The organism is Mycobacterium sp. IEC1808 (assembly GCF_002101935.1).
In the GTDB taxonomy this organism is placed as follows: Bacteria; Actinomycetota; Actinomycetes; order Mycobacteriales; family Mycobacteriaceae; genus Mycobacterium.
The window spans coordinates 40,452-65,992 of the sequence record NZ_LQPV01000037.1 but is presented as its reverse complement, the minus strand read 5'-3'; the positions used below and the strand labels follow the sequence as shown (position 1 = coordinate 65,992).

26 protein-coding genes, 2 tRNA genes and 1 pseudogene are annotated in these 25,541 nt (G+C 66.5%); 15 read left to right on the top strand and 14 right to left on the bottom strand.

What is annotated here, in order from left to right; genetic code table 11:
* Positions 1 to 9: 9 nt before the first annotated feature.
* Positions 10 to 753 (bottom strand): DUF881 domain-containing protein, encoded by a 744-nt coding sequence (locus tag AWB92_RS20285; RefSeq protein ID WP_085188841.1) that lies wholly within the window; start codon positions 751 to 753, stop codon positions 10 to 12.
* A gap of 121 nt (positions 754 to 874) precedes the next feature.
* On the opposite strand from AWB92_RS20285, the gene crgA reads away from it, so the two are divergent.
* Together crgA and AWB92_RS20275 are read left to right on the top strand one after the other, a co-directional pair.
* Positions 875 to 1,156, top strand: coding sequence for a cell division protein CrgA (crgA, locus tag AWB92_RS20280; RefSeq protein WP_066917062.1), 282 nt, complete (start codon positions 875 to 877; stop codon positions 1,154 to 1,156).
* Between the two features lie 155 nt (positions 1,157 to 1,311).
* Positions 1,312 to 1,737 (top strand): PH domain-containing protein, encoded by a 426-nt coding sequence (locus AWB92_RS20275; protein ID WP_085188839.1) that lies wholly within the window; start codon positions 1,312 to 1,314, stop codon positions 1,735 to 1,737.
* A 12-nt stretch (positions 1,738 to 1,749) separates the two neighbouring features.
* On the opposite strand, the gene AWB92_RS20270 is transcribed toward AWB92_RS20275, so the two are convergent.
* Entirely contained in the window at positions 1,750 to 2,298 is a 549-nt protein-coding gene (locus AWB92_RS20270) for a peptidylprolyl isomerase (protein ID WP_068111486.1), read from the bottom strand.
* 115 nt (positions 2,299 to 2,413) lie between these two features.
* Here AWB92_RS20270 and cwsA point away from each other — a divergent pair, with 115 nt between their 5' ends.
* Positions 2,414 to 2,848 carry a cell wall synthesis protein CwsA gene (cwsA, locus tag AWB92_RS20265; protein WP_085188837.1) on the top strand — a complete coding sequence of 145 codons (435 nt, stop codon included), beginning with the start codon at positions 2,414 to 2,416 and terminating at the stop codon, positions 2,846 to 2,848.
* 3 nt (positions 2,849 to 2,851) lie between these two features.
* Here cwsA and AWB92_RS20260 read toward each other — a convergent pair whose 3' ends face one another.
* Entirely contained in the window at positions 2,852 to 4,066 is a 1,215-nt protein-coding gene (locus AWB92_RS20260; protein WP_085188835.1) for a cytochrome P450, read from the bottom strand.
* Positions 4,067 to 4,261: 195 nt separating this feature from the next.
* Between AWB92_RS20260 and AWB92_RS20255 the strand changes: the two genes are divergently transcribed.
* Positions 4,262 to 4,828, top strand: coding sequence for a TetR/AcrR family transcriptional regulator (locus tag AWB92_RS20255; protein ID WP_085188833.1), 567 nt, complete (start codon positions 4,262 to 4,264; stop codon positions 4,826 to 4,828).
* Positions 4,825 to 5,043: a hypothetical protein gene (locus tag AWB92_RS20250; protein WP_085188831.1), complete on the top strand. Its 219-nt coding sequence runs from the start codon at positions 4,825 to 4,827 to the stop codon at positions 5,041 to 5,043. The genes AWB92_RS20255 and AWB92_RS20250 overlap by 4 nt, the downstream gene beginning before the upstream one ends.
* Positions 5,044 to 5,092: 49 nt before the next feature.
* On the opposite strand, the pseudogene AWB92_RS20245 reads toward AWB92_RS20250, so the two are convergent.
* A pseudogene (locus AWB92_RS20245) lies at positions 5,093 to 6,316 on the bottom strand (PE family protein); the annotation flags it as partial.
* A 611-nt stretch (positions 6,317 to 6,927) separates the two neighbouring features.
* Here AWB92_RS20245 and AWB92_RS20240 point away from each other — a divergent pair.
* Both AWB92_RS20240 and AWB92_RS20235 read left to right on the top strand, forming a co-directional pair.
* A complete protein-coding gene (locus AWB92_RS20240) occupies positions 6,928 to 7,227 on the top strand; it encodes a PE family protein (RefSeq protein WP_085188827.1) in 300 nt (99 codons plus the stop codon).
* A 6-nt stretch (positions 7,228 to 7,233) separates the two neighbouring features.
* Positions 7,234 to 8,394: a PPE family protein gene (locus tag AWB92_RS20235; protein WP_085188825.1), complete on the top strand. Its 1,161-nt coding sequence runs from the start codon at positions 7,234 to 7,236 to the stop codon at positions 8,392 to 8,394.
* Between the two features lie 31 nt (positions 8,395 to 8,425).
* Here the strand turns inward: AWB92_RS20235 and AWB92_RS20230 are convergent, their stop codons facing one another.
* A complete protein-coding gene (locus AWB92_RS20230; protein WP_068111512.1) occupies positions 8,426 to 8,632 on the bottom strand; it encodes a long chain fatty acid-CoA synthetase Faa4p in 207 nt (68 codons plus the stop codon).
* A 282-nt stretch (positions 8,633 to 8,914) separates the two neighbouring features.
* On the opposite strand from AWB92_RS20230, the gene AWB92_RS20225 reads away from it, so the two are divergent.
* Complete coding sequence (locus AWB92_RS20225; protein WP_158090394.1) at positions 8,915 to 9,238, top strand: hypothetical protein; 324 nt, start codon at positions 8,915 to 8,917, stop codon at positions 9,236 to 9,238.
* Positions 9,239 to 9,282: 44 nt separating this feature from the next.
* On the opposite strand, the gene AWB92_RS20220 is transcribed toward AWB92_RS20225, so the two are convergent.
* From AWB92_RS20220 to dnaA, 9 genes are all read right to left on the bottom strand, one after another.
* Positions 9,283 to 9,355 (bottom strand) — tRNA-Ala (locus AWB92_RS20220).
* Positions 9,356 to 9,506: 151 nt separating this feature from the next.
* Positions 9,507 to 9,580: transfer RNA gene (locus AWB92_RS20215), tRNA-Ile, on the bottom strand.
* Positions 9,581 to 9,704: 124 nt separating this feature from the next.
* Positions 9,705 to 10,595: a DUF3566 domain-containing protein gene (locus AWB92_RS20210; protein WP_085188821.1), complete on the bottom strand. Its 891-nt coding sequence runs from the start codon at positions 10,593 to 10,595 to the stop codon at positions 9,705 to 9,707.
* Positions 10,596 to 10,716: 121 nt separating this feature from the next.
* The gene (gene gyrA / locus AWB92_RS20205; RefSeq protein ID WP_085188819.1) at positions 10,717 to 13,233 is read right to left on the bottom strand and encodes a DNA gyrase subunit A; all 2,517 of its coding nucleotides are present in this window, start codon (positions 13,231 to 13,233) and stop codon (positions 10,717 to 10,719) included.
* Between the two features lie 39 nt (positions 13,234 to 13,272).
* Complete coding sequence (gene gyrB, locus AWB92_RS20200; protein ID WP_085188817.1) at positions 13,273 to 15,306, bottom strand: DNA topoisomerase (ATP-hydrolyzing) subunit B; 2,034 nt, start codon at positions 15,304 to 15,306, stop codon at positions 13,273 to 13,275.
* Positions 15,307 to 15,560: 254 nt separating this feature from the next.
* Complete coding sequence (locus AWB92_RS20195; protein ID WP_068178777.1) at positions 15,561 to 16,118, bottom strand: DUF721 family protein; 558 nt, start codon at positions 16,116 to 16,118, stop codon at positions 15,561 to 15,563.
* Positions 16,115 to 17,257, bottom strand: coding sequence for a DNA replication/repair protein RecF (recF, locus tag AWB92_RS20190; RefSeq protein WP_085188815.1), 1,143 nt, complete (start codon positions 17,255 to 17,257; stop codon positions 16,115 to 16,117). The genes AWB92_RS20195 and recF overlap by 4 nt, the downstream gene beginning before the upstream one ends.
* Positions 17,258 to 18,457: a DNA polymerase III subunit beta gene (dnaN, locus tag AWB92_RS20185; protein ID WP_085188813.1), complete on the bottom strand. Its 1,200-nt coding sequence runs from the start codon at positions 18,455 to 18,457 to the stop codon at positions 17,258 to 17,260.
* Between the two features lie 480 nt (positions 18,458 to 18,937).
* Positions 18,938 to 20,494 carry a chromosomal replication initiator protein DnaA gene (gene dnaA, locus AWB92_RS20180; RefSeq protein ID WP_085188811.1) on the bottom strand — a complete coding sequence of 519 codons (1,557 nt, stop codon included), beginning with the start codon at positions 20,492 to 20,494 and terminating at the stop codon, positions 18,938 to 18,940.
* 590 nt (positions 20,495 to 21,084) lie between these two features.
* Between dnaA and rpmH the strand changes: the two genes are divergently transcribed.
* The 7 genes from rpmH to AWB92_RS20145 all read left to right on the top strand — a co-directional run bounded on the left by rpmH (position 21,085) and on the right by AWB92_RS20145 (position 25,522).
* Complete coding sequence (rpmH, locus tag AWB92_RS20175; protein ID WP_068111553.1) at positions 21,085 to 21,228, top strand: 50S ribosomal protein L34; 144 nt, start codon at positions 21,085 to 21,087, stop codon at positions 21,226 to 21,228.
* A 21-nt stretch (positions 21,229 to 21,249) separates the two neighbouring features.
* On the top strand, positions 21,250 to 21,606 hold the full coding sequence (gene rnpA, locus AWB92_RS20170; RefSeq protein WP_085188857.1) for a ribonuclease P protein component: 357 nt from the start codon (positions 21,250 to 21,252) through the stop codon (positions 21,604 to 21,606).
* Positions 21,606 to 21,959 (top strand): membrane protein insertion efficiency factor YidD, encoded by a 354-nt coding sequence (gene yidD / locus AWB92_RS20165; RefSeq protein WP_085188859.1) that lies wholly within the window; start codon positions 21,606 to 21,608, stop codon positions 21,957 to 21,959. Before rnpA ends, yidD begins: the two co-directional genes overlap by 1 nt.
* The gene (gene yidC / locus AWB92_RS20160; RefSeq protein WP_142282205.1) at positions 21,940 to 23,073 is read left to right on the top strand and encodes a membrane protein insertase YidC; all 1,134 of its coding nucleotides are present in this window, start codon (positions 21,940 to 21,942) and stop codon (positions 23,071 to 23,073) included. The genes yidD and yidC overlap by 20 nt, the downstream gene beginning before the upstream one ends.
* 78 nt (positions 23,074 to 23,151) lie before the next feature.
* Positions 23,152 to 23,739 (top strand): R3H domain-containing nucleic acid-binding protein, encoded by a 588-nt coding sequence (locus AWB92_RS20155; protein ID WP_085188807.1) that lies wholly within the window; start codon positions 23,152 to 23,154, stop codon positions 23,737 to 23,739.
* 86 nt (positions 23,740 to 23,825) lie between these two features.
* Positions 23,826 to 24,545: a 16S rRNA (guanine(527)-N(7))-methyltransferase RsmG gene (rsmG, locus tag AWB92_RS20150; protein ID WP_085188855.1), complete on the top strand. Its 720-nt coding sequence runs from the start codon at positions 23,826 to 23,828 to the stop codon at positions 24,543 to 24,545.
* The gene (locus tag AWB92_RS20145) at positions 24,440 to 25,522 is read left to right on the top strand and encodes a ParA family protein (RefSeq protein ID WP_085188805.1); all 1,083 of its coding nucleotides are present in this window, start codon (positions 24,440 to 24,442) and stop codon (positions 25,520 to 25,522) included. The genes rsmG and AWB92_RS20145 overlap by 106 nt, the downstream gene beginning before the upstream one ends.
* Positions 25,523 to 25,541 lie beyond the last annotated feature (19 nt).

The window sequence follows — 25,541 nt, the reverse complement described above, 5'->3', positions numbered from 1 at the left end:
GGCCGCCGCTCAGTACCCCACCGGGCCCGCCGGCTGCGCGACGTGCATCCGGACCGGTTCGGAATGGCCGGCGATCTGCACGTCGGGCTTGACCTCTTCGCGGTAGCCGAGGCCGAATCGGACCACGTACTGCTTGTAGAGGATGACCAGGGGAGCGGCGGCCAGGGCGGCTTGCATGGCCGCCGCGTTGCCGATCGCGGTGATGGTGTAGGGCGGGCTGTAGGTACGCCCGTTGAGCAGCAGCGTGTTGCCGACGCAACGGGGCACCGAGGTCGCGATGATGCGCTGGTCTTGCATCTGGATCGCCTCGGCGCCGGCGCTCCACAACGCGTTCAGGACGGCCTGGATGTCCTGCTGGTGCACGACCAGATCGTCGGGCGATGCGTCGCGGGGGAAGCGGCCGTTGGCGTCGCGCTGTGCATCCTGCAGGGTCACCACCAGACCCGGGCCGTGCACCGGGTCCATGCCCGCTTCGCCGGCCAGCTCGGCGGAGCGCCGCAGCATCGCCTTGAGCGCGGTGTCCGTCGACCGGCCGTGCGCGGAGTCGATCTTGTGGGCCAGGTCGTCGCGTTGGGCGCGGAGGCGATCGACCGACGACTGGGCCTCGCGGACCAGATCGACCAGGCGCGGCGCATCGCTGCGGCGGATCTCGGCCCCGCCGGAGACCCCGTGCGTGGCGGCGAGCAGCAACCCGGCCAGTAGGCACACCAGCGGGACCCCGAAGCGCCATGGTGAGCGGCGCGTGTCAGTCATCGAGTCTCCATTTTCCTGGTAGCCGTGCCAGGTGGGTTAGTCTCGTATCCGAGCTATGCGTGCAGCTGCCATCGTTATCGTCGCACCCCGTCCCGTTGTTCAGGTATGCCGAGGTATTCAAATGCCCAAATCGAAGGTCCGTAAGAAGAACGACTTCACCGTCAGCGCGGTCAGCCGCACCCCGGTGAAAGTGAAGGTCGGACCCTCCAGCGTGTGGTTCGTTTGTCTGTTCGTCGGACTCATGTTGATCGGGCTCGTCTGGCTGATGGTGTTCCAATTGGCCGCCGTCGGAAGCCAAGCGCCGGCCGCCCTCAACTGGATGGCGCAACTCGGCCCGTGGAACTACGCGATCGCGTTCGCTTTCATGATCACCGGCTTGTTGCTCACAATGCGCTGGCACTGACCAACCCCGCAGAGGTAATGAATTCATCTTGGGGTGTTCCTGTAACTGGCTCAGCAACGTCGCGACCAACCAATCACACGCGTGTGATTTATCCCCACTGTTGATAGCGCTTGTGGATAAGCGCGTTGGCAGTGGTGGGAGGGGTTAGGTAGCCCATGCAGCAAACAGAATGGGCGCCGCCTGCGACTGGAATCGCAGGTTGCGGGGTTGTCGGGGTCTTGATGGCTATCGCCAGTGTGACCGTGGTCACAGACGCGCCCGGCCGCCTGCTGACCGGGATTGCCGCGGCGGGGTTGATCTTGTTTGCGGGCATGACGTGGCGCGCGCGCCCGAAGCTGGCAATTACCCCGGCCGGCCTCGCGTTGCGGGGGTGGTTCCGGACGCAGTTATTGCGGCACTCCGACATCAAGATCATCCGGATCACCGAATTCCGCCGTCACGCGCGCACCGTGCGGTTGCTCGAGGTCGAAACGGTCAACGGTGGGCTGCTGATCTTCAACCGCTGGGACCTCGGGACGGACCCGTTGAAGGTGCTCGACGCCCTCACGGACGCCGGCTACGCGGGCGGCAACCGGCGCTGAGCGAGCGCCGCCTCAGGAGATCGTGATCGACTCGATGACAACCGGCTCGGTGGGACGGTCGTTGCCGTCGGTGGAAGTCGTCGCGATCGCGTCGACCACCTTTTGCGAATCGGGGTCGGTCACTTCGCCGAAGATCGTGTGGCGCCGGTTCAGGTGCGGCGTCTGGGCGACGGTGATGAAAAACTGCGAACCGTTGGTGCCCGGGCCCGCGTTCGCCATCGCCAGCAGGTAGGGCTTGTCGAACTGCAGCTCGGGGTGGAACTCGTCGGCGAACTTGTAGCCCGGACCGCCGCGGCCGGTACCGGTCGGGTCACCGCCCTGGATCATGAAGCCCCTAATCACCCGGTGAAAGACCGCGCCGTCGTAAAACGGGCCCGACGGGCCACCCGAGGCGTTCTGGGTGGAGTACTCCTTGGTGCCCTGCGCCAGGCCGACGAAGTTGGCGACGGTCTTGGGCGCGTGGTTTCCGAACAGGGCGACCTTGATGTCTCCGCGGTTGGTGTGCAGCGTTGCGGTGGCGGTCTGAATGGGGCTGTTAGTCACGGGGCTAGAGTCTGCCATTACGCGCGACCTTGCCCGCACCCGGTACCGAACCCGGATGCCCACAACAGGGCCGGGCGTGGCCCATCAATGGCACGCTGATGAGGCATCGCACGAGCGGACAGAAGGGCGGCAGATGAGCGCGAAGACGGAAACTCGGCTGACCCCACGGGAGCGACTGGCCCGTGGGCTCACTTACTCGGCGGTGGGTCCGGTCGATGTCACCCGGGGCGTCGTCGGGCTGAGCGTGCACGGCGCGCAGTCGACCGCTTCGGGACTTCGTCGCCGGTACCGCGAGGGCCGGCTCGCCCGCGAAATCGCCGCTGCCCAAGAGACACTCACGCAGGAGCTGGCCGCCGCGCAGGAGGTTGTCGCGGGGCTGCCCCAGGCGCTGCAGGAGGCGCGCCGGGCCCAGCGCCGCCGGCCCCGCCCCTGGGTGATCGCAGGGGCGGCGGTCCTGGTCGTGGCCGGCGGCGCCGTCGCGTTCAGCGTCGTCCGGCGTTCGATGCGCGGCGGGGGGGAAGAGCCGTCGCCCCGGCCGCCGAGTGTCGACGTGCAGCCCCGACCGTAATCGTCAGCTGACGGCCAATTGCAGACTTTTGCGGCGCCGCACCAGGATGCTGGGCAGCCAGTCGCCGACGTCAACCGCGTCGATCCAGGCGGTGCGCTCCAGTAATTTGCGCAATACGATTTGGGCTTCGAGGCGGGCCAGCGCGGCGCCCACGCAAAAGTGCACGCCCTTGCCGAACGCCAGGTGGCCCTTGGCGGCAGTGCGATCGAGGCGGAATTCGTTCGGAGCGTCGAAGTGCGCCGGGTCGCGGTTGGCCGCTCCCCACATCAACAGCAGATGGGAATCGGCCGGCACCTCGACGCCGGCCAGCGTGGTGTCGCGCCACACGTGTCGGTAATGGCCACGGAACGGAGATTCGAGGCGCAGCGTCTCCTCGATGAAAGCCGTTAGTAATTCGGGGCTTTCGCGGAGCTGTCGTTGGATCGCGGGGCGATCGGCGAGAATCCACGCAGCGCTGCCCAGGAGCGACGCCGTCGATTCTCCGGCGGCGCTGAAAAGCGTCATCATGATGCCCATTGCGGGGAGTTGCTCCAGTTCACCCGAAGCGCAGCGCGCCGCCAGGTCGGCGATCAGGCCGAATTCGGCACTCTCACTTGCCCTTTCGAAATGCTCTGTGACATACCCCGATAGCTCCAGGGCCGCCGCGAACGCCTGCTGAAGTTGGTCGGGGGTGACGATCCCGTCGAGCAGCGTGGTGGTGGCGTAGCCGAGCCGAATGAGTTTGTCGACGTCGTCATCGGGCAGGCCGAGAAGCTGGGCGACCACCATCATCGGCAACCGGTTGGCGATGGCGCTCATCCATTCGATCTGACCGTTGTCCAGATTCTGCTCCCACAACCGGTCGGCGATGGCGGCGGCGAACTCCTCGATGATCCGCACCCGTTTGGCCGACAGGTGCGGCAGCAAAATTTTGCGGTGCACCGCGTGCACTGGATCGTCGGCGGTGGCCAGCACGTGGGCGGCGCCTCCCGCCGGCCCCATGTCGAAGGGGGTGACGGTGCCGTCCTCATGAAAAACCATGGTGGCGGTCAGGTTTGACGAAAAGTCGTCGACGCGCTCGACGGCCTCGTGGACCGCGTCCCAACCACATACCGCGTAAAAGACGGACTCGCCGATGCGCTGCACCGGCGCTTCGGAGCGCATCCGGTCATACAGCGAGTACTGATCTTGCAGCGCCTCCGGGCCGAGGAGCTCACTCGGTTTGTCCAGGATGGGCATACATTCAGCCTCGGTGCGCCCACCTGCCACGTCAACGGGACCAGACGATGTTGAGGAGCGATCGCGGCGGGCGTCGGTCGAGGTCGCCGGCGGTCACCTACCGCCAGCAGCGCATTCGTCTGAGAAATTCTGCTGGAGAATTCTCATTGTGAGAGAAGTATTTCTGCTCGCCGCGATCTGTTAGAGCATGGGTGGATGGCGCGCGACGACTGGCTGGTGGGGCGCGATCGCCGCAGCGAAGCCACCGAACGGATTTTCGCCGCGGCCGCTGATCTCATCTCTCGCGAGGGATACGAGGGTTTCACGATCGACGCCTTAGCGGCGCGGGTGCACTGCTCGCCCGCGACGATCTACCGCCATGCCGGCGGCAAGGCAGCCATCCGCGACGCCGTCGTCGCCATCCAAGCGGCCCGCATCGTCGACGCCACCCGCGAAGCCATCAAGGACCTCAGGGGGCCCGAGCGTGTTGTGGCCGCGACGATCATCGCGCTACAACGACTGCGGGCCGATCCGCTGGCTCAGCTCATGCAGTCCATGCATGTGAATCCTGTCAGTGAATGGGTCATCAGCTCACCCATCGTCACGGGGTTGGCCGCCGAAATGGTCGGCCCCGACAACGACGACCCCCTGGCCGCGCAGTGGCTGATCCGCGTTTTCCTGGCGCTGTGGTGCTGGCCGCTCAAAGACCCGGACGCCGAACGCGCCCTGATTCAACGCTTCCTGGGTTCGCCGCCGGCGACGCAGCAAGGAGGTAAGGCGTGAGTTGGACGAGGTATGAGGGCAGGGTGCTCGCGGACACCGCTCTCACCGGCGACGCGCTCGAGGCGGCGCTCGAAGACCATGTGCGGGTACAGAATCCGCATCTGACCGACGTCCGCTTGGAGTCGGTGGTTGCCACCGAGGACTACGACACGCAGGCAACGGGGCCGGGGCGTTGGTACCGCGTCACCTACTTGGCCGAAGGTGCGGACCTCTAGGCGAACCGCCCTATAGGTGCGCCCCGGTCGATCCGTTGGTCCCCGCCGCTCCCAACAGAATTCCGCCGTTTCCTCCGGCACCTCCGAGACCGCCCGAGCCCGTGCCGGCCGCGCCGCCTTCGCCGCCGTCGCCGCCGTTGCCGAACAGCCCCACCGCGTTGCCCCCCGCGCCCCCTGTCCCCGGGGTACCGAACACCGCCTGCCCGCCGGTGCCGCCGTGACCGCCGTTGCCCGCCAGGAGCCCACCGCTGCCCCCCGCGCCGCCGGGACCTCCGGGGTTCACGGTGCTGAAAATGCCGCCGCCGGTCCCCCCGGTGCCGCCGTTTCCAATCAGCCCTGCGCTTCCGCCGGTGCCGCCGCCGAATCCCAGGGATCCATCCCCGCCGTCGCCACCATCGCCGAACAGCAATCCGCCTTGGCCGCCGGAACCGCCCACGTTGCCGCCGTTGCCGAATCCGGCATCGCCGCCCGCGCCCCCCGTCCCGAAGAGCAGGCCACCGCCGCCGCCCCCGCCCCCGGCCCCGCCCGGGCCGGTGCCACTGTTGGCAAAGCCGCCGGCCCCGCCGACGCCACCGGCGCCGAACAAACCGATGGCGTTACCGCCCATGCCGCCGTTGCCGGCTCGGCCGCCCACGAAATTGTTTGCGCCACCGGTCCCGCCCGCACCGCCATTGCCGTAGAGCAGGCCACCGGTGCCGCCCGTGCCGCCGGTGCCGGCGGTGCCGCTCGCGACGTTGACGCTCCCGCCGGTGCCGCCATTGCCGCCGTGGCCGAAGAGGCCCGCGGCGCCACCGTTGCCACCGTTGTTGCCCCCCGCGCCGGACCCGCCGTCGCCGCCATTGCCCCAGAGGATGCCTCCGGCACCACCGGGTTGCCCTGTTCCGGGTGCTCCGTTGGTGCCGTCGCCGATCAGCGGGCGCTGCAGCAGCAGTTCGGTGGGCGTGTTGATCACGTTCAGCAGGTCCTGCACGGCCGTCTGCAGTGGCGACACGTTGGCCGCCTCGGTGCCGGCGTAAGCGGCCGCACCCCCGCTCAAGGCCTGCACGAACTGCTGATGGAGCGCCGCCGCTCGGGCGCTGAGGGCCTGATACGCCTGCCCGTACTCGCCGAACACCGACGCGATCGCCGCAGACACCTCGTCGGCACCGGCCGAGAGCACGTTCGCGGTGGGGGCCCACGCGGCCGCATTGGCCTCACTGATCTGCGAGCCGATACTCGCCACGTCGGTCGCGGCCGCGGCGATCAGGTCTGGAATTGCGACAGCAAACGACATTCCGCACCTCCGATCGACGCTACGACCCGGCGGTCGGCCACTCAGCTAGATCGTCGAGCCTCGCGGAATACCCAAAAGCGTATACATGCGCCGCGCGCTTTATAGACGATTCGGAGCAAAAAATAGCGACGGGGCGGGGCACCCGCGGGTTGTGGTCGCCCGGCGGAAGGCCGCCGGAGAAAATCCGCGTCTACGTCAATTGAAACTCACACGCAATGCACACGCGCCCCCGAATGTCGTTCCCGGGCGGCGCCGCGTGCCCCATTTAGGGCGGTTGACACCGCGCAATGCCCCAATGCTGCCGCCCATCCCGTTGTCAGGCCGACGAGCCGCTGAGCCGAACGAATTCATATATTCATGACGATGGGAAGGGTTCTTCTGACGGCAGCTCACGTCGGATTCATATGCTGCGGTCCAATACGCTCCGGTTCAATGCTAATTCAGAGAAATCGCGCCGGAATTCATATATTTCGAGTACCGGAATTTGAATCAGCGTGAGCCTTGCCAGAATTCCGAGGTCAGGCGCGATTGGTTGTCATTCGGGTGGGATCGATACACGGCCGGCTTTGAATAGCGTCCCCTAGCAACGACAAAACACGGGAGGAAACCGCATGTCTTTCGTAACTGCTTATCCGGAGAAGCTGGCGTCGGCCGCCGCCAATCTTCAGTCGATCGGCGCCGCACTGAACGCCGGCAACGCGGCCGCGGCCGCTCCGACCGTCGGTGTCGTTCCCGCGGCCGCCGACGAGGTGTCCGCGCTCACCGCGGCCTACTTCGCCTCGCACGCGCAGCGATTTCAAGCGTTGAGTGCTCAGGCGGCGGCGATTCAGCAGATGCTGGTCGCGACGCTGGCCGCAGGCGCGGCTTCCTATGCGGCAACGGAAGCCGCGAACGCGGCGTCTGCGGGCTGAGCGGCCATGGACTATGGCTTGTTGCCGCCCGAGGTCAACTCCGCGCGCATGTACACCGGTCCGGGGGCGGGTTCGTTGGTCGCCGCCTCGGCCGGCTGGGGTGACCTCGCCGTCGAATTGCATTCGGCCGCAGCCGGATTCCAGTCGGTTATTTCGGCGCTGACCAGCGGTCCGTGGCTGGGTCCTGCGTCGGCGTCGTTGGTTGCGGCCGCGACGCCGTTCGTGGCGTGGTTACAAAGCAGCGCCACGAGTTCGGAACTGGCGTCCAGCCAGGCGGCGGCCGCCGCCTCCGCCCACGAGACCGCGTTCGCCCTGACGGTGCCGCCCCCGGTGATCGCGGCCAACCGTGCCGAGTTGGCGGCCTTGCTCGCGACAAATTTCTTAGGGCAAAATGCCCCGGCGATCGCCGCTAACGAGGCCGAGTATTTCGAAATGTGGGCTCAGGACGCGACGGCAATGTATGCCTATGCGAGCTCATCGGCGGCAGCGGCACAGTTGACCGATTTTGCGGAGCCACCGGAGGTGGCCGATTCCTCCGGCCCGGCACGCCAATCTGCCGTGGTGTCCGCGGCCGCCGCCGACAATCCCGTCCAGACCGTCGTGCAGGATGTGCTGACGCGTTTGGATTCCATTCCGAACCCGTGGGCCGAACTAGTTGCGTCGTTCAATGGAACGCAGCTCGACAAATACATTTCGGCGAACACCATCTTGGACGACGTCGTCATGCTGTACGGCAAGTACTTGGTGCCTTACGTGTCAACCGCGCAGTCGATGATTCAGTCGACGCAGTCCTTCGGGCAGGTGAGCAACGGGATTATGGCCATGACGACCTTCGCCAAGGGCCTCGGCCCCGCGGTCAAGGCGGCCGAAGGCGCCGCACAGTCGGCGGCCAACGCCGGCACGAACGCCGGGGGCGTCGCGGCGGGTCTGGGCAGGGCGCTCCCGATGGGCGCGTTGTCGGTACCGCCGAGCTGGGCCCCGGTGAGCGCGGTGACTAACCCGGGGGTGGCCGCCATCAACGCCGCCGCCGTCCCGGTCGGGGCCGACGGAATGAATGCCCTGCCCATGGCGCCCCTAGGGCAACTCGGCGGAAACCGTTACGGAAGAATGCTCCCGACCTACGGTTTCAAGCCGTCAGTGATGGCAAAGCCGCCGGCGGCCGGGTGACCGAGGCGCCTCGATCGAAAAGTGTTCGGCTCTAACCGATCTCGCGTGCAACGTAGATTGCGACATACCCGAGCGGGATGCCGGTGCGGTTCGCGATCGATTGCCGCGCCGCCAACTCCACGGCGGCCCGGCTGCTGGCGCGAGTCGCACCGCCGATCTCAGGAATTCGAATCAGCCATCCGTCGGCGTCGCGAGTGATCTCGATGTCGAAGCACTGGCCGACGGTGGGGCGCGTCACGCGGCGAGTGACGCGTTGCGTGCGGCTCCTGCGCAGCGTGCTGGGACGGTGCAGAGTCTGACCGGGCATGGCTACTTTCCTGAGTTGAAGATGGGCCGCGCGCAAGAGTAAATCCGACCGAACCAAAACACCTAATCGCCTGCTGCCGGGCCCGTCAGGTCGGGCGTTCGACCGAGATTGGATCGCGGCGGCTTTATACCGGGAGTGGAGCGAACCGGTGCTCTAGGGTCGTCTCTCGGATCTACCAAGGGGTGACCGGACCAGACGCAGGCCGGAGGCGTCGTGACCAAGATGCGGTGTGCAACGCCCGTCCGAGCGGGTGTGGCATCGGCGTTGATCGTCGCCTGTGTCGGCTACCCGCCCGCGCGCGCGGACGTGACTTACGGACCGGGATCCTACGCAGTGCCGGGCGAACTTCCCTACGGCGTATATGTCGCCCGCGCCGAATCCGGCGGCTACTCAGCAGCCTGCTCGTTCAGTACCTGGACCAGCGCCGGAAAATTCATCAGCTCCGACGACGGGGCTTCGCTTACCGCGCAGATCGTGGCGCCCGCGATCGGAAGATTCATTACCCACGGCTGCACGCCGTGGATCAAGGTCGGATAACGCCGTCGCATTGGGTTTCGGGAAGCGCCGACACATCACCGCGGTGGAGCCTAGGGGAATCGAACCCCTGACACCCGCCTTGCAAAGGCGGTGCTCTACCAACTGAGCTAAGGCCCCTCATCGTGGCTCGGTGGACGATCGGGTGGATCGGCCACCGCCACGTGCCAGACCTCGACTCCGCGTCGTGACCGCACCACCGCCGCCGCTACCGCGGCCAGTGCCAGTGGCAATGCAAGCCTCACGCAACGTCTGGACGGGCACATGGTTGTGGGCCTGGGAGGACTCGAACCTCCGACCTCTTCGTTATCAGCGAAGCGCTCTAACCGCCTGAGCTACAGGCCCGCACTCGCGTACGGCCGAGCGACGAGATTACCGCAATCGTCGCCGGACCCCCAAAACCGCGTGATCGCCACCAGTCCGATCGTGTCGACCCACTGCGCCCGGTTGCGCCGCGCTTGTGACGCCACTAGTCGCGGTCCGCCAATGTGACTTCGATGCCGCCGATCAGATCGGTGGCCAGGTTGTAGACGAACGCGGCGATGGTGGCCATCGCGGTCAGCAGGACGATGTTGACCAAGCCGATGAGCACGGCCCCGCCGAAGATCGTGCCGCTGGATACCAATTCCCCGCTGCTGCCGCTGGTGTTGTTCAGCAGGTCGCCGACGTTGCTGTTCAGCTTGGCCCACACGCCCATGCCGCCGAGCACGAGGTACAGGAAGGCCACCGCGATCATCCACACGAAGAACAGCGCCACCGACAGCAGCAGCGACACCTTCAGCGTGCTCCAGGGATCGATCCGCCGGATCTGCATGCTGGCCCGAACGGGACCGCGGGTCCGCCGCGACACCTGGACGCGGTTTTCGCGGCCTTCGTTGGTATCGGCGTTCGTCGACCTGGCCGAAACCGATGGGCTGGGCGCCTCCGCGCTGCGCTCCGGCGGAGGCTTGCGTTGCGGGGACCGGGGCAGCGGCCCGGACAGGTCGGGCAGCTCGCTGGCGTAGGCCTCGGCGGGCGGACCGTCACCGCGGGGCGGCGCGGGGTCGTACTCATACGGGTTCTTGGCACGAGCGGACGCGCCGGCCCCGGGCGCGGCCGTGCCCGAGACGAAGCGGTTGAGCCGGGCATCGGCACTGGTGGGAGCGGTGGCCGGTCGCGGCTCGCCGTGCGGTTCGGGCTCGCGATGCGTCGGGACAGCCGCCCGGGCGGCGCCGCGCTGCCGGGGCGGCGGATCGCCAGCTTCGGGTGCCCGGCCGGTCTGCGCAGGCGCCGCGCGGTGCGCGCCGGCGCGCTCGGCCGCGCCGTCCCCATTAAGGCCGTCGCCCTGTTTGGGGGCGCCCGGCTCGTTCGGTGAGGTCACCCCGACTCCTTAGATCTTCTGCGCTGGCCGCCTGCGGTGGCAGTCGCAATATGTCCGGTCGGGCCGAGTCTAGTTGCCTCGGCTTTTGTGCGGATCCCCGCTTGCCCGCATCGTTACCTGCCTAGCTCTGCGAGTCGTCGGCCTCGTCGGCGTCTCCGACGACCTCCTCCGCGGCTTCCTCGGCGTTGCGCGCGATGGCCAACAGCGTGTTGTCCTCGCCCAGGTTCATCAACCGGACGCCCTTGGTCTGCCGTCCCGCCTTGCGGACCTGGCGCGCCGCGGTACGGATCACGCCGCCCCCGGAGGTGATGGCGTACAGCTCGCTGTCGTCGTCGACGATCAACGCGCCGACCAGCCGGCCGCGCCGACGGTCGTACATCACGGTCAGGACGCCCTTGCCGCCGCGGCCCTGAACCGGGTACTCCTCGATCGCGGTGCGCTTGGCGTAACCACCGGATGTGGCGACCAGGAGGTACGTGCCTTCGCGGACGACGTTGAGCGACAACAGGTAATCGTCGGCGTTGAACCGCATGCCCTGCACGCCCGAGGTGGCCCGGCCCATCGGGCGCAACGCCTCGTCGGTCGCCGAGAAGCGGATGGACTGCCCGTTAGCCGACACCAGCAGCAGGTCGTCGTCGGACGAACACAGCACGGCGCCGACCAGCTCGTCACTGTCGCGCAGGTTGATCGCCACGATCCCGCCCGAACGGTTGGAGTCGAAGTCGGTCAGCTTGGTCTTCTTCACCAGGCCGTTGCGGGTGGCCAGCACCAGGTACGGCGCGTCCTCGTAGCTGCGGATCTGGATGACCTGGGCGATGCGCTCCTCCGGCTGGAAGGCCAGCAGGTTGGCCACGTGCTGACCACGCGCCGTGCGGGAGGCCTCGGGTAGTTCGTAGGCCTTGGCCCGATACACGCGGCCCTGCGTGGTGAAGAACAGGATCCAGTCGTGCGTCGAGGACACGAAGAAGTGCGCGACGATGTCGTCCTGCTTGAGCCCGGCGCCCTGCACACCCTTGCCGCCGCGTTTCTGGCTGCGGTAGAGGTCGGTCTTGGTGCGCTTGGCATAACCGGTTTCGGTGATGGTGACGACGACGTCCTCGCGGGCAATCAGGTCCTCGTCGCTGACCTCGCCGTCGGCCGCCACGATCCGGGTGCGACGGTCGTCGCCGTGCTTGTCGACGATCTCTTTGAGTTCGTCGCGCACGATCGCGCGCTGCCGCTCAGGCTTGGCCAGGATGTCTTCGAGGTCGGCGATCTCGGCCTCGATCTTGGCCAGGTCGTCGATGATGCGCTGGCGCTCCAGGGCGGCCAGGCGCCGCAGCTGCATGTCGAGGATCGCTTGGGCCTGGATCTCATCGATGTCGAGCAGCTCGATCAGGCCGGCCCTCGCGATGTCGACGGTTTCCGACGCCCGGATCAACGCGATCACCTCGTCGAGCGCGTCGAGCGCCTTGACCAGTCCGCGCAGGATGTGGGCCCGCTCGTTGGCCTTGCGCAGCCGATAGGTGGTGCGCCGGACGATGACGTCGAGTTGGTGCGCGACGTAATGGCGGATCATCTGGTCGAGCCGCAGGGTGCGCGGCACGCCGTCGACGATGGCCAGCATGTTGGCGCCGAAGCTGGTCTGCAGCTGGGTGTGCTTATAGAGGTTGTTGAGCACCACCTTGGCCACCGCGTCGCGCTTGATCTCCACGACGATGCGCACCCCGACCCGGTCGCTGCCCTGGTCCTCGACGTTGGAGATGCCGGCCAGCCTGCCGTCGCGGACCTGCTCGGCGATCGAGGTGATGAAGTTGTCGTGGTTGACCTGATACGGCAACTCGGTGATCACCAAAGACGTTCGGCCCCTGGCCTCTTCGACCTCCACCACACCGCGCATCCGAATCGAACCGCGTCCGGTCTTATAGGCGTCGGCGATGCCCTGGTTGCCCACGATCAAGCCGGCGGTGGGGAAGTCGGGGCCTTTGACCCGCTCCATGCAGGCGGCCAGGGTGGCTTCCTCGTCGGCCTCGTGGTTTTCCAGGCACCAGAACACGGCCTCGGCGAGCTCGCGCAGGTTGTGCGGCGGGATGTTGGTCGCCATGCCGACCGCGATGCCGCCCGAACCATTGGCGAGCAGGTTGGGGAACCGGCTCGGCAGCACCGTCGGTTCCTGCACGCGCCCGTCGTAGTTGGGAATGAAATCGACTGTCTCCTCGTCGATTTCGCGCAGCATCTCCATCGCGAGGGGGGTCAGCCGGGCTTCTGTGTAGCGCATCGCCGCCGGCGGATCGTTGCCCGGCGAACCGAAGTTGCCTTGGCCGTCGACGAGCGGGTATCGCAGCGACCACGGCTGGGCCATGCGCACCAACGTGTCGTAGATCGACGCGTCGCCGTGCGGGTGGTAGTTACCCATCGTCTCGGCGACCGAGCGCGCCGACTTCGCGTGGCTGCGGTCTGGGCGGAAGCCGGAGTCGTACATCGCGTAGAGCACCCGGCGGTGCACGGGCTTGAGGCCGTCGCGCACCTCCGGCAGCGCGCGGCCCACGATCACGCTCATCGCGTAGTCGATGTAGCTGCGCTGCATCTCCTGCTGGATGTCAACCGGTTCGATGCGGTCGCCGGCCTCGTCGCCCGGGGGCAGCGTGGTATCAGTCATCTATTCCTCGTTTGCGTCGGGATACGCGTGCCTGATCGATCAGACGTCCAGGAAGCGAACGTCCTTGGCGTTGCGGGTGATAAAGCTTCGGCGCGCATCGACGTCCTCGCCCATCAGGATGGAGAACAACTCGTCGGCGGCCGCCGCGTCATCCAGGGTCACTTGGCGCAGCACCCGCACGGACGGGTCCATCGTGGTTTCCCACAACTCCTTGGCGTCCATCTCGCCCAGACCCTTGTAGCGCTGGATGCCGTCTTCCTTATTGATCTTCTTGCCGGCCTTCAGCCCGGCCTCGAGCAGGCCGTCGCGCTCGCGGTCGGAGTAGGCGAATTCGGGATCGCTGCGCTGCCACTTCAACTTGTACAGCGGCGGCTGTGCCAAGAACACATGGCCGTTCTCGATGAGCGGGCGCATAAAGCGGAACAACAACGTCAACAGCAGTGTCGAGATGTGCTGGCCGTCGACGTCGGCGTCGGCCATCAACACGATCTTGTGATAGCGCAACTTGCTGAGGTCGAACTCGTCGTGGATGCCGGTGCCCAGCGCGGTGATGATCGCCTGAACTTCGGTGTTCTTCAGCACTCGGTCGATGCGCGCCTTTTCGACATTGATGATCTTGCCGCGCAGCGGAAGGATGGCCTGGAACATCGAGTCGCGGCCGCTCTTGGCCGAGCCACCGGCCGAATCGCCCTCCACCACATACAGTTCGGACTTCCGCGGGTCGGTGGAGCGGCAGTCGGCGAGCTTGCCCGGCAGCCCACCCAGATCGGTGGCGCTCTTGCGGCGCACCAACTCCCGCGCCTTGCGGGCGGCGATCCTGGCCTGCGCCGACGAAACCGCCTTGTTAACAACTACTTTGGCGTCGGCAGGGTTGGCTTCGAACCAGTGCGTCAGCTGCTCGTTGCAGACCTTCTGGACGAACGACTTGACCTCGGTGTTCCCCAGCTTGGTCTTGGTCTGGCCCTCGAATTGGGGCTCGCCGACCTTGACCGAAATGACCGCCGCCAGGCCTTCCCGGATGTCGTCACCGGTGAGGTTCGGGTCCTTGTCCTTCAGCAGTTTTTTGTCTTTGGCGTATTTGTTCACCACCGACGTCAACGCGCTGCGGAAGCCCTCTTCGTGGGTGCCGCCCTCGTGGGTGTTGATCGTGTTGGCGAACGTGTGGACCGACTCCGAATAGCCGCCGTTCCACTGCATCGCGATTTCGACCTCGTGGCCGGGGCCCTTGCCGTCGAAGTCGATGATGCTCTGCTGGATCGGGCTTTTCGTGCGGTTGATGTGCTTGACGAAGTCGACCAGACCGCCGGGGTAGTGGAAGGTGCGGTGCTTCACCTTGTGCGGCGCGGTCGATTCGGCCGCCTTCTCTTCGGCGGACTTTGGTGCGTCGGCCGTATCGCTGACCACCTCGTCGACGACCTCGTCCTGCTCCACCCGCTCGTCGGTGAGATTGATCGTTAGACCCTTGTTCAGGAACGCCATCTCTTGAAGCCGCCGCGCCACCGTCTCAAAGTCGTACTGGGTGGTCTCAAAGATGTCCGGGTCCGCCCAGAACCGGATGGTGGTTCCGGTCTTCTTGGTGGCCTCACCCTGTTTCAGGGTCCCGGGCACGGCGTGGTCGTAGAACTGCGACCACTCGTGGCCATCGCGGGAGATGTCGACCTCGAGGCGGGTTGATAGCGCGTTCACGACGGACACGCCGACGCCGTGCAAGCCGCCGCTGACGTTGTAGCCGCTGTTCTCACCGCCGAACTTGCCGCCGGCGTGGAGTTGGGTCATCACCACGTCGACGGTCGGCGCGCCGGTGGCGTGCATCGCCACCGGGATGCCGCGCCCGTTGTCGGCCACCTCGACACCGCCATCCTCCAGCAACCGGACGTCGACCTGGTTCGCGTAACCGGCCATCGCCTCGTCCACCGAGTTGTCGACCACCTCCCAGATGAGGTGGTGCAAACCACGCTCGCCGGTGGAGCCGATATACATGCCCGGGCGTTTGCGGACAGCCTCCAGCCCTTCGAGGACGGTGATCTGTTCAGCGCCGTATCCGGCTTGAGGCTTCTTCTTCTGGGCAGCCACGGTCGGAATGCTCTCCTTGGGGTTTCATGCGGGCGGTCCGGTCACCGCAGCAGTCGCACTCCGTCAGTCTACCGTGACTGGGGCTTAGCACCGATTTTCTGGGCGCGTTTCTACCCAGCTAACCGCGCCGTGCACACGATTTCTTTATTCTCACCGCGTCCCGACGTGCCTGATAGGGGTCTCTTTCGTCCTAGCGGCTCTGAGGCGCCTGTTGATACCGGCTCAACTGGGGACCGATTTGACCCCCGGACGCCTCAGCCGTACGTGTCCCGCGGCCCGCGGCCGGCGATGTGGCGGGGCCCCTTGCGCCACGACGGCGCGGTGGGTCCGGTGATCTTGAGCGAGGTCACCACGCCGTTGCCAACCGCCGCCGCGATCTTGGCCAACAGTTGTGCCTGGATCATCCGCAGCTGGGTGGCCCACGCCGTCGATTCGGCGGTGACACTGAGAACGCCATCGTTGAGCGCGGTCGGGGTGGCGTGATCGGCGATCTGGTGTCCCACCACCGACGACCAGTGGCCCAGCACCGTGCCTTCGGCGACGTGCGCCGTCCAGCCGCGTTTCTTCGCGAGGTCGCGCGCCAACCGTCCCAGCGGTTGTGGGTCGCGAACGTCGGGCCCCGGCCCCGACCAGCTCCGGCGCTGACCCGCGACGCGGCGGGGAGCCGATGGGACCGCGCGCCCACGGCCGGCGTCCTTTCCCTGCGCGCGGGCCGCCGCCCGGGCCTCCTCGAGCGTCCGGCGCACCAGGTCGATGCCGGTCAAGCCGCCCAGTCGCTCGACGTCGTCCTTTGTGTCGTCGGCATCGGTCATGACCGCACCGCCGATACCCGGCCCGTGTCGTCGTCGCGTAGATCGATGTGCACCCGCCTAGCATCCCAGTCCGCCGGAATGTCTTCCAGCACCGCCGCGGTCACCAAAACCTGCTCCGCTGACTCGGCCACCGTCGCCAACGCGCGACGGCGGGTGGCGTCGAGTTCGGCGAACACGTCATCGAGCAACAACACCGGTTCGCCGCCGTCCGCCCTCAGCAACTCATACGCCGCCAACCGCAGCGCGACCGCGAACGACCACGATTCGCCATGGCTGGCAAAGCCTTTGGCAGGTTGGTCGCCGAGTCGCAGCTCCAGGTCGTCGCGGTGCGGGCCGACCAGACACATCCCCCGCTCCAACTCCGCGTCGCGCCGGGTCGACAGGCCCGCCAACAAGGCGGCCTCCAGGAACTCGCGGTCGCTGATGTCGGAGGCATCGAGGCTCGCGCGGTAAGCGATCGAGGCGGGACGTGATCCCGGCGCCAGCAGCTGGTAGGCCTTCTCCACCTCCGGCGCCAGTTCGTTGACCAAATCGATGCGGGCGGCCATCAATTGGGCGCCGTGCTCGGCCAGCCGGCTGTCCCACACATCCAGCGTGTCCAGGGCGCCGCGATCGCCCCGAAACCGCGCACCGGAAAGGGACTTCAACAGCGCGGTCCGTTGCCGCAAGACCTTGTCGTAATCGGCGCGGACACCGGCCACCCCTGGGCGGCGGACCGTGGCCAAATCATCTAGGTAGCGCCGACGGTCCGACGGATCCCCGCGCACCAAGGCCAGGTCTTCGGGCGCGAAGAGCACCGCCCGCAATACACCGACCACCTCACGCGTGCTGCGAACCGGCGAGCGATTCAGCCGCGCCTTGTTGGCGCGGCCCGCGGCGATCTCCAGATCGATCGCGCATTCCCGGCCGTCGTTGACGACGATCGTCGAAATTACCGCGCGGTCCGCGCCCGCCCGGATCAACGGCGCGTCGGTTCCGACCCGGTGCGATCCCAATGTAGTCGAATACCACAGGGCCTCAACAAGATTCGTCTTTCCAAAGCCGTTTGGACCCACGAACACCGTGCGGCCCGGCTGCAATTCGAGGTCGACGTGGGCCCAGGACCTGAAATCGCGCAGACCTAAATGCCGGACGTACACCTAGCCAGGCAACCGGACTGGCATCAGCAGGTAAACATAATCCGTCGGCAACGCGGGGAAGGGCCCGGTGCCGGTGGGGGAGGCGTCGCCGTCCGACGCTGGGCGCAGCAACGCGGGCTTGCCCGGTGTCGTGAAGCCGAACGACACCCGTTCCGAATGCACCGATGCAAGGCCATCGGTCAAATACGTCGGGTTGAACGCGATCGTCAATGGTTCGCCGACGAAATCAACCTGGAGATCTTCCTCGGCCCGGCCCACGTCGTCGGCGCCGGCAGACAGCCGCAACGTCCCGTCGGAGAATTCCATCCGCACCTGCGCACCGCGGTCGGCCACCAACGCGACCAGCTTGATGGCCTCGGTCAGCTCGGCCACGTCGATGGTCGCGACCGCGGTGTGCTCGGCGGGCAGCAGCTGACGAAACTTCGGGAACTCCGCATCCAGAAGCCGGGTGGTGCTTTGCTTGCCGTTGCCGCTGATGCCGAGCAACCCGTCCTTTCCGACCCCGGCGCCCGCGCCCAGCGACAGCTGAACCTCAGACCCGTCGGCGCCGGCCTTGGCCGCCTCCGACAACGTCTTGGCCGGTACCAGCACCGCGGCCTCGATGTCAGGCGAAAGCGCCGTCCAGGTCAGCTCGCGAACCGCCAGACGGAACCTGTCGGTCGCGGCCAAAACCACCGTGTCGCCGGAAATCTCGACCCGAATCCCGGTCAGCATCGGCAAAGTGTCATCCCGGCCGGCGGCGATAGCGACCTGGCCGATCGCCTCCGCGAACAAGTCCGCCGGCAAGGTGCCGGTGCCTTCGGGCAGCGCGGGCAGCGTCGGGTAATCCTCAACCGGCATCGTCGGCAGGGAGAATCGTGCGCTTCCGCAGGTCAACGCGACCCGATTGCCGTCCACATAGAAGTCGACCGGTTTGTTCGGCAACGCCCGGGTGATGTCGGACAACAGTCTTCCGGATACCAAAACGCTTCCCGGAGAAGCGATTTCGGCGGCAACCTGGGCTTCGGCGGACACCTCGTAGTCGAACCCGGAGATCGTCAGGCCGTCGTCCGATCCGGACAACAGGACCCCGGACAACACCGGCACCGCGGGCCGGGTCGGCAGGTTCTTCGCAACCCACGACACCGCATCGGCGAATGACTCTCGCACCAGACGGAACTTCAAGTCGGTGAGGCCAGCTGTTGTCGTCGCCGCGTCCATAGCGTCCCTTTACCTGCCGAGTGTCCAAAAACCTTCAAAAACCACGGTGGCTAGCCGCCCGTCGCTAGCAGTCGAACCACAACCGTAGATCTTCTGCCGCCATCTTGAAAGCTAATGCCAGTGGCCGACAAGCGGGGTGAACGTGGGTCCCGGCGCGGCGCGCTCGACGGGTGTCCCCAACGTCGTTCTTCAAAGAAGAAATAACGGATAGATCTCAGTAACAGTATTAAGGCCTGTGCATTCTGGGGACAGCTTGGCTTTAGTGCAGCTAGGGGAGCGGCGGGGTTGTGGATGGTGCGGTTGACAACGGACCCGCGGTTGTTGGGCCGATGGGGATGGAAGACGGATGTGCACGGAAACCCCAATCCCGCACCGATCTTTGACCGGCTTGTGCACAGGGCTGCGCACAACGCCCTGGAGTGACAGCTGTGACAGGGGAGTGAGAAGTTTTTGAAAAAAAGTTCGGCGGAAGCGCCGCGGTCAGCGCTTGGACCGCTGCCGGATGCGGGTGGTGAGCTCCTTGACGTGATCGAAGACCTCACGGCGCTCGGCCATCTCGGACAAGATCTTTCGCTGCGCGTACATGACCGTGGTGTGATCGCGGCCGAATGCCTGACCGATCTTGGGCAGGGACAGGTCGGTCAGCTCGCGACACAGGTACATCGCGATCTGTCGTGATTGCGCCAGCGCCCGCGTCTTGCCCGGGCCGCGCAGTTCCTCGACGGTGGTGTCGAAGTACTCGGCGGTGGCGGCCATGATGGTGGCCGCGCTGATCTGCATCGTGCTCGCGTCGGCGATGAGATCGCGCAGCACGATCTCGGCCAGCGCCTTGTCGATGGGAGTCTTGTTCAGCGAGGCGAACGCCGTCACCCGGATGAGAGCCCCTTCAAGCTCGCGGATGTTGCGTTCGATGCTGCTGGCGATCAGCTCGAGCACGTCATCGGGCACCGCGAGCCGTTCCATCTGTGCCTTCTTGCGCAGAATGGCGATCCGGGTTTCGAGCTCGGGGGGCTGAACGTCGGTGATCAGTCCCCACTCAAACCGGGTCCGGAGCCGGTCCTCCAGCGTGGCGAGTTGTTTTGGTGGCCGATCGGACGAGATGACGATCTGTTTGTTGGCGTTGTGCAGCGTGTTGAAGGTGTGGAAGAACTCTTCCTGGATACCTTCCTTGCCTTCGATGAATTGGATGTCATCGACCAGCAGGACGTCGACGTCGCGGTAGCTGCGCTTGAACGCGACCTTGCGGTCGTCGCGCAGGGAGTTGATGAAGTCGTTGGTGAATTCCTCGGTCGAGACGTACTTCACCCGCATGCCGGGAAACAGCCGTTGGGCGTAGTTCCCGGCGGCGTGCAACAGGTGCGTCTTGCCCAGGCCGGACTCGCCCCAAATAAAGAGGGGGTTGTAAGCGCGGGCCGGGGCTTCGGCGATGGCCAGGGCAGCAGCGTGGGCGAAGCGGTTGGACGCGCCGATGACGAACGTGTCGAAGGTGTAGCGCCGGTTGAGGCTGGTTCCGCCGGCGACGGCCGGGTCTGCCGCGTGTGGGCGTTCGGTGAAGTAGTTCGGCCAGCTGTGCTCGGCGCCGCCCGGGACATCACCGTTCTCGTCGGTCTCGTCGGTGTCGATCGACGTGTCCAGGTCGGCGTCATCTACCTGGTCGAGGGTTTGGGTTTCCGAGACTTGGCCGAATGTTTCGGTATTGCTGAACGCGCCAGCGTCGGAATCGTCGGGGGGTGGGGCGATGCGGACACCCAGTTGGATCTGCTGCCCGAGCCGGCGGCTGAGCGCGTCGGTGATCGGGGCGCGGAGGTGACGCTCGATCTCGTTTTGCACGAAACTGCTCGGCACCGACAACAGCGCAAAGCCCTCGACGATCGTCAGCGGCCGGACGAGATTCAGCCACGCCCTTTGCTGGGGGGTCAGGGGGGTGACAAGCGTCGTGCGGTTGGAGCCCATCGCGTCCGAGGCAGACTCGCCGTTGAGCTCGGAGACGACCGCGTTCCAAACTGTTGTGAATCCTGAACCGGGGTCATCGGTCAACGACGTAATCTCCCTGGCTCTCGCAGATCCCGGGTCGAGGGGCAACAACGCTTAACGACGAAACAACTGTCCACATGGTTATCCACAGGTGTGGACAGGATAATCGTAGACGAGCCGCAGCCTACCGGCGACGGCTCGCGATCTCCGTGCTGATGGCAACCCCCGCCGGTCGCCTAGACAGCTACTTGATCCGCCATCCTCGCTTCGTCGTCGAGCGCCGCTCCACTCTGAAACGGCATTGGGAGAAGTTAACAGTTTTCCGTTCGGCTGCCAACAGTTCTGCTGCATTCCAATCGGCTTCTCTAGGGTGTCTTGGGGCCTGCTTGTCGCTCGTTCTCCCATGGTGCCGCAGGAACGGCTTCGAGAACTTCGGTTTTCGCGGATGTGTGAGTTTGGTGCGTTGCGGCAGACCAAGTTTGACCCAGCGAAGACACGTCAGTACCCTCGAACAGTCGCCCGAAAGTCGGCGATACGGCTGCGACCCAAATCAAGGCAGGGGACCGCGCCGGCCAGTAGCAAGACCCACCTCCGATCGACCCGCGGACGAATGGCGCGAGCGGCCGGAAGGTTCGAATTACGAGGAGAACGCCGTGGCCAAGGGCAAGCGGACCTTCCAGCCGAATAACCGGCGCCGAGCCCGCGTGCACGGCTTCCGGTTGAGGATGCGCACCCGCGCCGGGCGAGCGATCGTCTCCGGCCGGCGGCGCAAAGGCCGCCGCGCTCTGACTGCCTGATCGCAACGCCAGGTTTTGGCGGTGCTTTCCGCACGCAACCGCATGAGGCGGTCAACGGAGTTTGACGCCGCGGTGAAGTACGGGATGCGCTCGGCGCAGCCCGACGTCCTCGTGCACGTGCGGCGTGCTCCCGAGGACGGCACCGGTCCGCGTGTGGGGTTGATCGTCGGCAAACGGGTGGGCTCGGCCGTCGAGCGCCATCGCGTCGCGCGTCGGTTGCGGCACGTCGCCCGGACGATGCTGGGCGATCTCCACCAATCCGATCACGTGGTGATCCGCGCGCTGCCCAGCAGTCGGCTGGCGTCGTCGGCGCGCCTCGAGCAACAACTGCGGCGCTGCCTGCGACGCGCGTTCGAGTCGGCGGGAACCGACCGGTGATGCGCGCGGCGGGGATGCGCGCCGTGATCGGCGGGGCCGGCCGGGCCACCGTGCGCGGGCTGATTTTTGTGATCCAGCTCTACCGGCACATGGTGTCACCGCTCCGTCCGGCGACGTGCCGCTTCGTACCGACCTGTAGCCGATACGCCGTCGACGCCCTCACCGAGTACGGCTTGATCCGGGGGAGTTGGTTGTCCGTGGCCAGGCTGGCCAGATGTGGACCGTGGCATCCGGGAGGATGGGATCCGATACCGGATCGACACGGATGCCGGGCGAGCTTCGAAGGCGCCGGCCCCAGACAAGCGGGGCGCCCCGCGCCGCAGCAACGGGAGAGTGAGTCTTTTGTCGTTTGATTTTTTCAGCCTTGACATCTTCTACTACCCGGTGTCGTGGATCATGTGGGCCTGGTACAAGTTGTTCGCGGCCGCGCTTGGACCGTCGAACTTCTTCGCCTGGGCCCTGTCGGTGATGTTCCTGGTCTTCACCCTGCGCGCGATCCTGTACAAGCCGTTCGTGCGCCAGATCCGCACCACCCGGCAGATGCAGGAGCTGCAGCCGCAGATCAAGGCGCTGCAGAAGAAGTACGGCAAGGACCGCCAGCGCATGGCGCTCGAGATGCAGAAGCTGCAACGCGAGCACGGCTTCAATCCGATCCTGGGCTGCCTGCCGATGCTCGCTCAGATCCCGGTGTTCCTCGGGCTGTATCACGTGCTGCGGTCGTTCAACCGGACGACCGGCGGCTTCGGCCAGCCGCACATGTCGGTGGCCCAGAACCGGGCGACCGGCAACTACGTCTTCACCCCGGCAGACGTCGGGCACTTCCTGGACGCCAACTTGTTCGGCGCCCCGATCGGTGCGTTCATGACCCAGCACGCCGGGTTGGACGCCTTCACTCACTTCAGCCGGCCCGCGGTGATCGCCGTCGGTGCGCCGGTAATGGTCCTGGCCGGCGTCGCGACCTACTTCAACAGCCGAGCGTCGGTGGCGCGGCAGAGCGCGGAGGCGGCGGCCAACCCGCAGACCGCGATGATGAACAAGCTTGCGCTGTACGTGTTCCCGCTCGGCGTCGTCGTCGGTGGACCGTTTCTTCCGCTGGCGATCATCCTGTACTGGTTCTCCAACAACATCTGGACATTCGGACAGCAGCATTACGTGTTCGGCATGATCGAGAAAGAGGAAGAGGCCAAGCGGCAGGAGGCCGTTCAGCGGCGAGCCGCGAACGCGCCGGCGCCGGGGGCCAAGCCGAAGCGCAATCCGAAGGCGACGCCGGCGAGCGGCAACGGTTCGGCGACGGGGGCCGACGGGAGCGACGGTTCGGACTCGGATTCGGATCGATCGGATAACGGTGCCGCCGGGGCGAAAACGGTGACGGCGCAACCGGACAAGCCGAACGTGGCGGGCCGGACCGACGGCCCGACCAACCGCACCCCGCGACCCGGGGCGCGGCCGAAGAAACGGAAGCGCTGAGGCGCCACGGCTTTTAGGGGGTCCCCCGGGCGAGCGACCCGACTGGAGAGGGACCCGTGATGAGGGAGAGGGAACAACATGACAGACGCCGACACCACCGAGCGCGACGTGGACACGGAACTCGAGGCGCAGGAGCCGTCCGACGATGAGACGGCGGCGCCCGAGCGTGGCGACGACCAAGGCGATGACCAAGTCGACGACCAGGAGGAGCGATTGGTCGCCGAGGGGGAGATCGCCGGCGACTATCTCGAAGAGCTGTTAGACCTGTTGGACTTCGACGGCGACATCGACCTGGACGTCGAGGGCGACCGCGCGGTCGTCAGCATCGACGGCAGTGACGACTTGAACAAGTTGGTCGGCCGCGGCGGTGAAGTGCTGGACGCCCTCCAAGAACTCACCCGGCTGGCCGTGCACCAGAAGACCGGGGTGCGCAGCCGGCTGATGCTCGACATCGCAAGCTGGCGGCGTCGGCGCCGCGAGGAGTTGGCCGCACTGGGCGACAAGGTGGCGCGGCGCGTGCTGAACACGGGCGAACGCGAGGAGCTTTCCCCGATGACGCCGTTCGAGCGCAAGATCGTCCACGACGCCGTGGCGGCGGTGCCGGGGGTGCACAGCGAGAGCGAAGGCCAGGAGCCGTCGCGCCGCGTCGTCGTCCTGCTCGACTGACCCACTGAGTCACAGCCGTGTAATTCGCGGGTCGTAACGCGGGCGACAGAGGATCGAGGATGTTTCACGTGAAACAAGATCACGAGATGTTTCACGTGAAACATGCCCGCAGGCGCGGGGCCGCCGAAGGCCCCGGGTCCCTGAGCGATGCCGCGACCGCGGTGTTCGGCGACCGGCTAGATGTGGCGAAGCGCTACGCCGATCTGCTCGCCGGCGCCGGCGTGGAGCGCGGACTCCTGGGCCCCCGGGAAGTCGGCCGGCTCTGGGATCGCCATCTATTAAATAGTGCGGCTGTGGGGGAGCTTCTCGATCCGGGTGAGCGGGTGATCGACATCGGCAGCGGGGCCGGGTTGCCGGGGATCCCACTGGCGATCGCGCGGCCCGACCTTGAGGTCGTGCTCCTCGAGCCGATGCTGCGCCGCAGCGAGTTTCTCACCGAGGCCGTCGCCGAACTAGGGTTGGCGGTCGAGGTGGTGCGCGGCCGCGCGGAGGACCCTTGGGTGCGCGATCAGTTCGGCTCCCGGGACGTCGCCGTGTCGCGCGCCGTGGCGGCGCTGGACAAGCTGGCGAAGTGGAGCATGCCGTTGCTACGGCAGGACGGGCGAATGGTCGCGATCAAGGGGGAGCGTGCTCCCGAGGAAGTGGAAGCCCACCGGCGTGTGATGGCCGGTTCGGGAGCCGTTGATGTCAGGGTGGTGGCATGTGGCGTGAACTACTTGTGTCCGCCCGTAACCGTGGTTTTAGCGCGACGCGGAAAGCCGGCACGGCGGAAGCCGGACCGGTCGGCAGACAGGGGGGCACGGTGAGTTCTCCACACGATTGGTCCGGCGAGTCCGCGCCCGCACCGCCCGTCGCGCAGGCGCAACCATCGGCGCCCGTCGCTTCCGCCGACGCTGCGCCCGCAGATGTTTCACGTGAAACATCGGCTGACTACGACACCCCGATCGGCGCCGCCGCCGAGCGCGCCATGCGGGTCCTCCACACGACCTATGCACCGCTGCGCCGCCCGACCCACCGACGGGTGTTCACCGTCGCCAACCAGAAGGGCGGCGTCGGCAAGACGACCACCGCCGTCAACCTCGCCGCCGCGCTGGCCGTGCAGGGGCTCAAGACGCTCGTCATCGACCTCGATCCCCAGGGCAACGCGAGCACCGCGCTGGGCATCCACGACCGGCAAGCCGGGACCCCCTCTTCGTACGAGGTCCTCCTGGGCGAGGTGTCGTTTCGCGACGCGTTGCGGCCCAGCCCGCACAGCCCCCGGCTGTTCTGCGTCCCGGCGACGATCGACCTGGCCGGCGCCGAGATCGAGTTGGTGAGCATGGTGGCGCGCGAGAACCGGCTCCGCACCGCGCTGGCCGAGCTCGACCAGTTCGACTTCGACTTCGTGTTCATCGACTGCCCACCCTCGCTCGGACTGCTGACGATCAACGCGCTCGTGGCCGCGCCCGAGGTGATGATCCCGATCCAATGCGAGTACTACGCGCTGGAGGGCGTGTCCCAGCTGATGCGCAACATCGAGATGGTCAAGGCCCACCTCAACCCTCGGCTCGAGGTGACCACCGTGATCCTCACGATGTACGACGGGCGGACCAAGCTGGCCGACCAGGTGGCCGACGAGGTCCGTCGATTCTTCGGAAACAAGGTGTTGCGCACCGTGATTCCGCGCAGCGTCAAGGTTTCCGAGGCGCCCGGCTACAGCATGACCATCATCGACTACGACCCCGGTTCGCGCGGGGCGATGAGCTACCTCGACGCGAGCCGCGAACTCGCCGAGCGCGACTGACCACCATCCGTGAAGGGAC

Coding starts and splice junctions, on each gene's coding strand:
- AWB92_RS20255 (WP_085188833.1), top strand. CDS start 4,262: ATGGCGCGCGACGACTGGCTGGTGGGGCGCGATCGCCGCAGCGAAGCC.
- AWB92_RS20285 (WP_085188841.1), bottom strand. CDS start 753: ATGACTGACACGCGCCGCTCACCATGGCGCTTCGGGGTCCCGCTGGTG.
- rsmG (WP_085188855.1), top strand. CDS start 23,826: ATGTTTCACGTGAAACATGCCCGCAGGCGCGGGGCCGCCGAAGGCCCC.
- dnaN (WP_085188813.1), bottom strand. CDS start 18,457: ATGGACGCGGCGACGACAACAGCTGGCCTCACCGACTTGAAGTTCCGT.
- AWB92_RS20155 (WP_085188807.1), top strand. CDS start 23,152: ATGACAGACGCCGACACCACCGAGCGCGACGTGGACACGGAACTCGAG.
- AWB92_RS20195 (WP_068178777.1), bottom strand. CDS start 16,118: ATGACCGATGCCGACGACACAAAGGACGACGTCGAGCGACTGGGCGGC.
- AWB92_RS20235 (WP_085188825.1), top strand. CDS start 7,234: ATGGACTATGGCTTGTTGCCGCCCGAGGTCAACTCCGCGCGCATGTAC.
- cwsA (WP_085188837.1), top strand. CDS start 2,414: ATGAGCGCGAAGACGGAAACTCGGCTGACCCCACGGGAGCGACTGGCC.
- gyrA (WP_085188819.1), bottom strand. CDS start 13,233: ATGACTGATACCACGCTGCCCCCGGGCGACGAGGCCGGCGACCGCATC.
- crgA (WP_066917062.1), top strand. CDS start 875: ATGCCCAAATCGAAGGTCCGTAAGAAGAACGACTTCACCGTCAGCGCG.
- yidD (WP_085188859.1), top strand. CDS start 21,606: ATGCGCGCGGCGGGGATGCGCGCCGTGATCGGCGGGGCCGGCCGGGCC.
- AWB92_RS20145 (WP_085188805.1), top strand. CDS start 24,440: ATGTGGCGTGAACTACTTGTGTCCGCCCGTAACCGTGGTTTTAGCGCG.
- AWB92_RS20275 (WP_085188839.1), top strand. CDS start 1,312: ATGCAGCAAACAGAATGGGCGCCGCCTGCGACTGGAATCGCAGGTTGC.
- AWB92_RS20260 (WP_085188835.1), bottom strand. CDS start 4,066: ATGCCCATCCTGGACAAACCGAGTGAGCTCCTCGGCCCGGAGGCGCTG.
- AWB92_RS20270 (WP_068111486.1), bottom strand. CDS start 2,298: ATGGCAGACTCTAGCCCCGTGACTAACAGCCCCATTCAGACCGCCACC.
- AWB92_RS20240 (WP_085188827.1), top strand. CDS start 6,928: ATGTCTTTCGTAACTGCTTATCCGGAGAAGCTGGCGTCGGCCGCCGCC.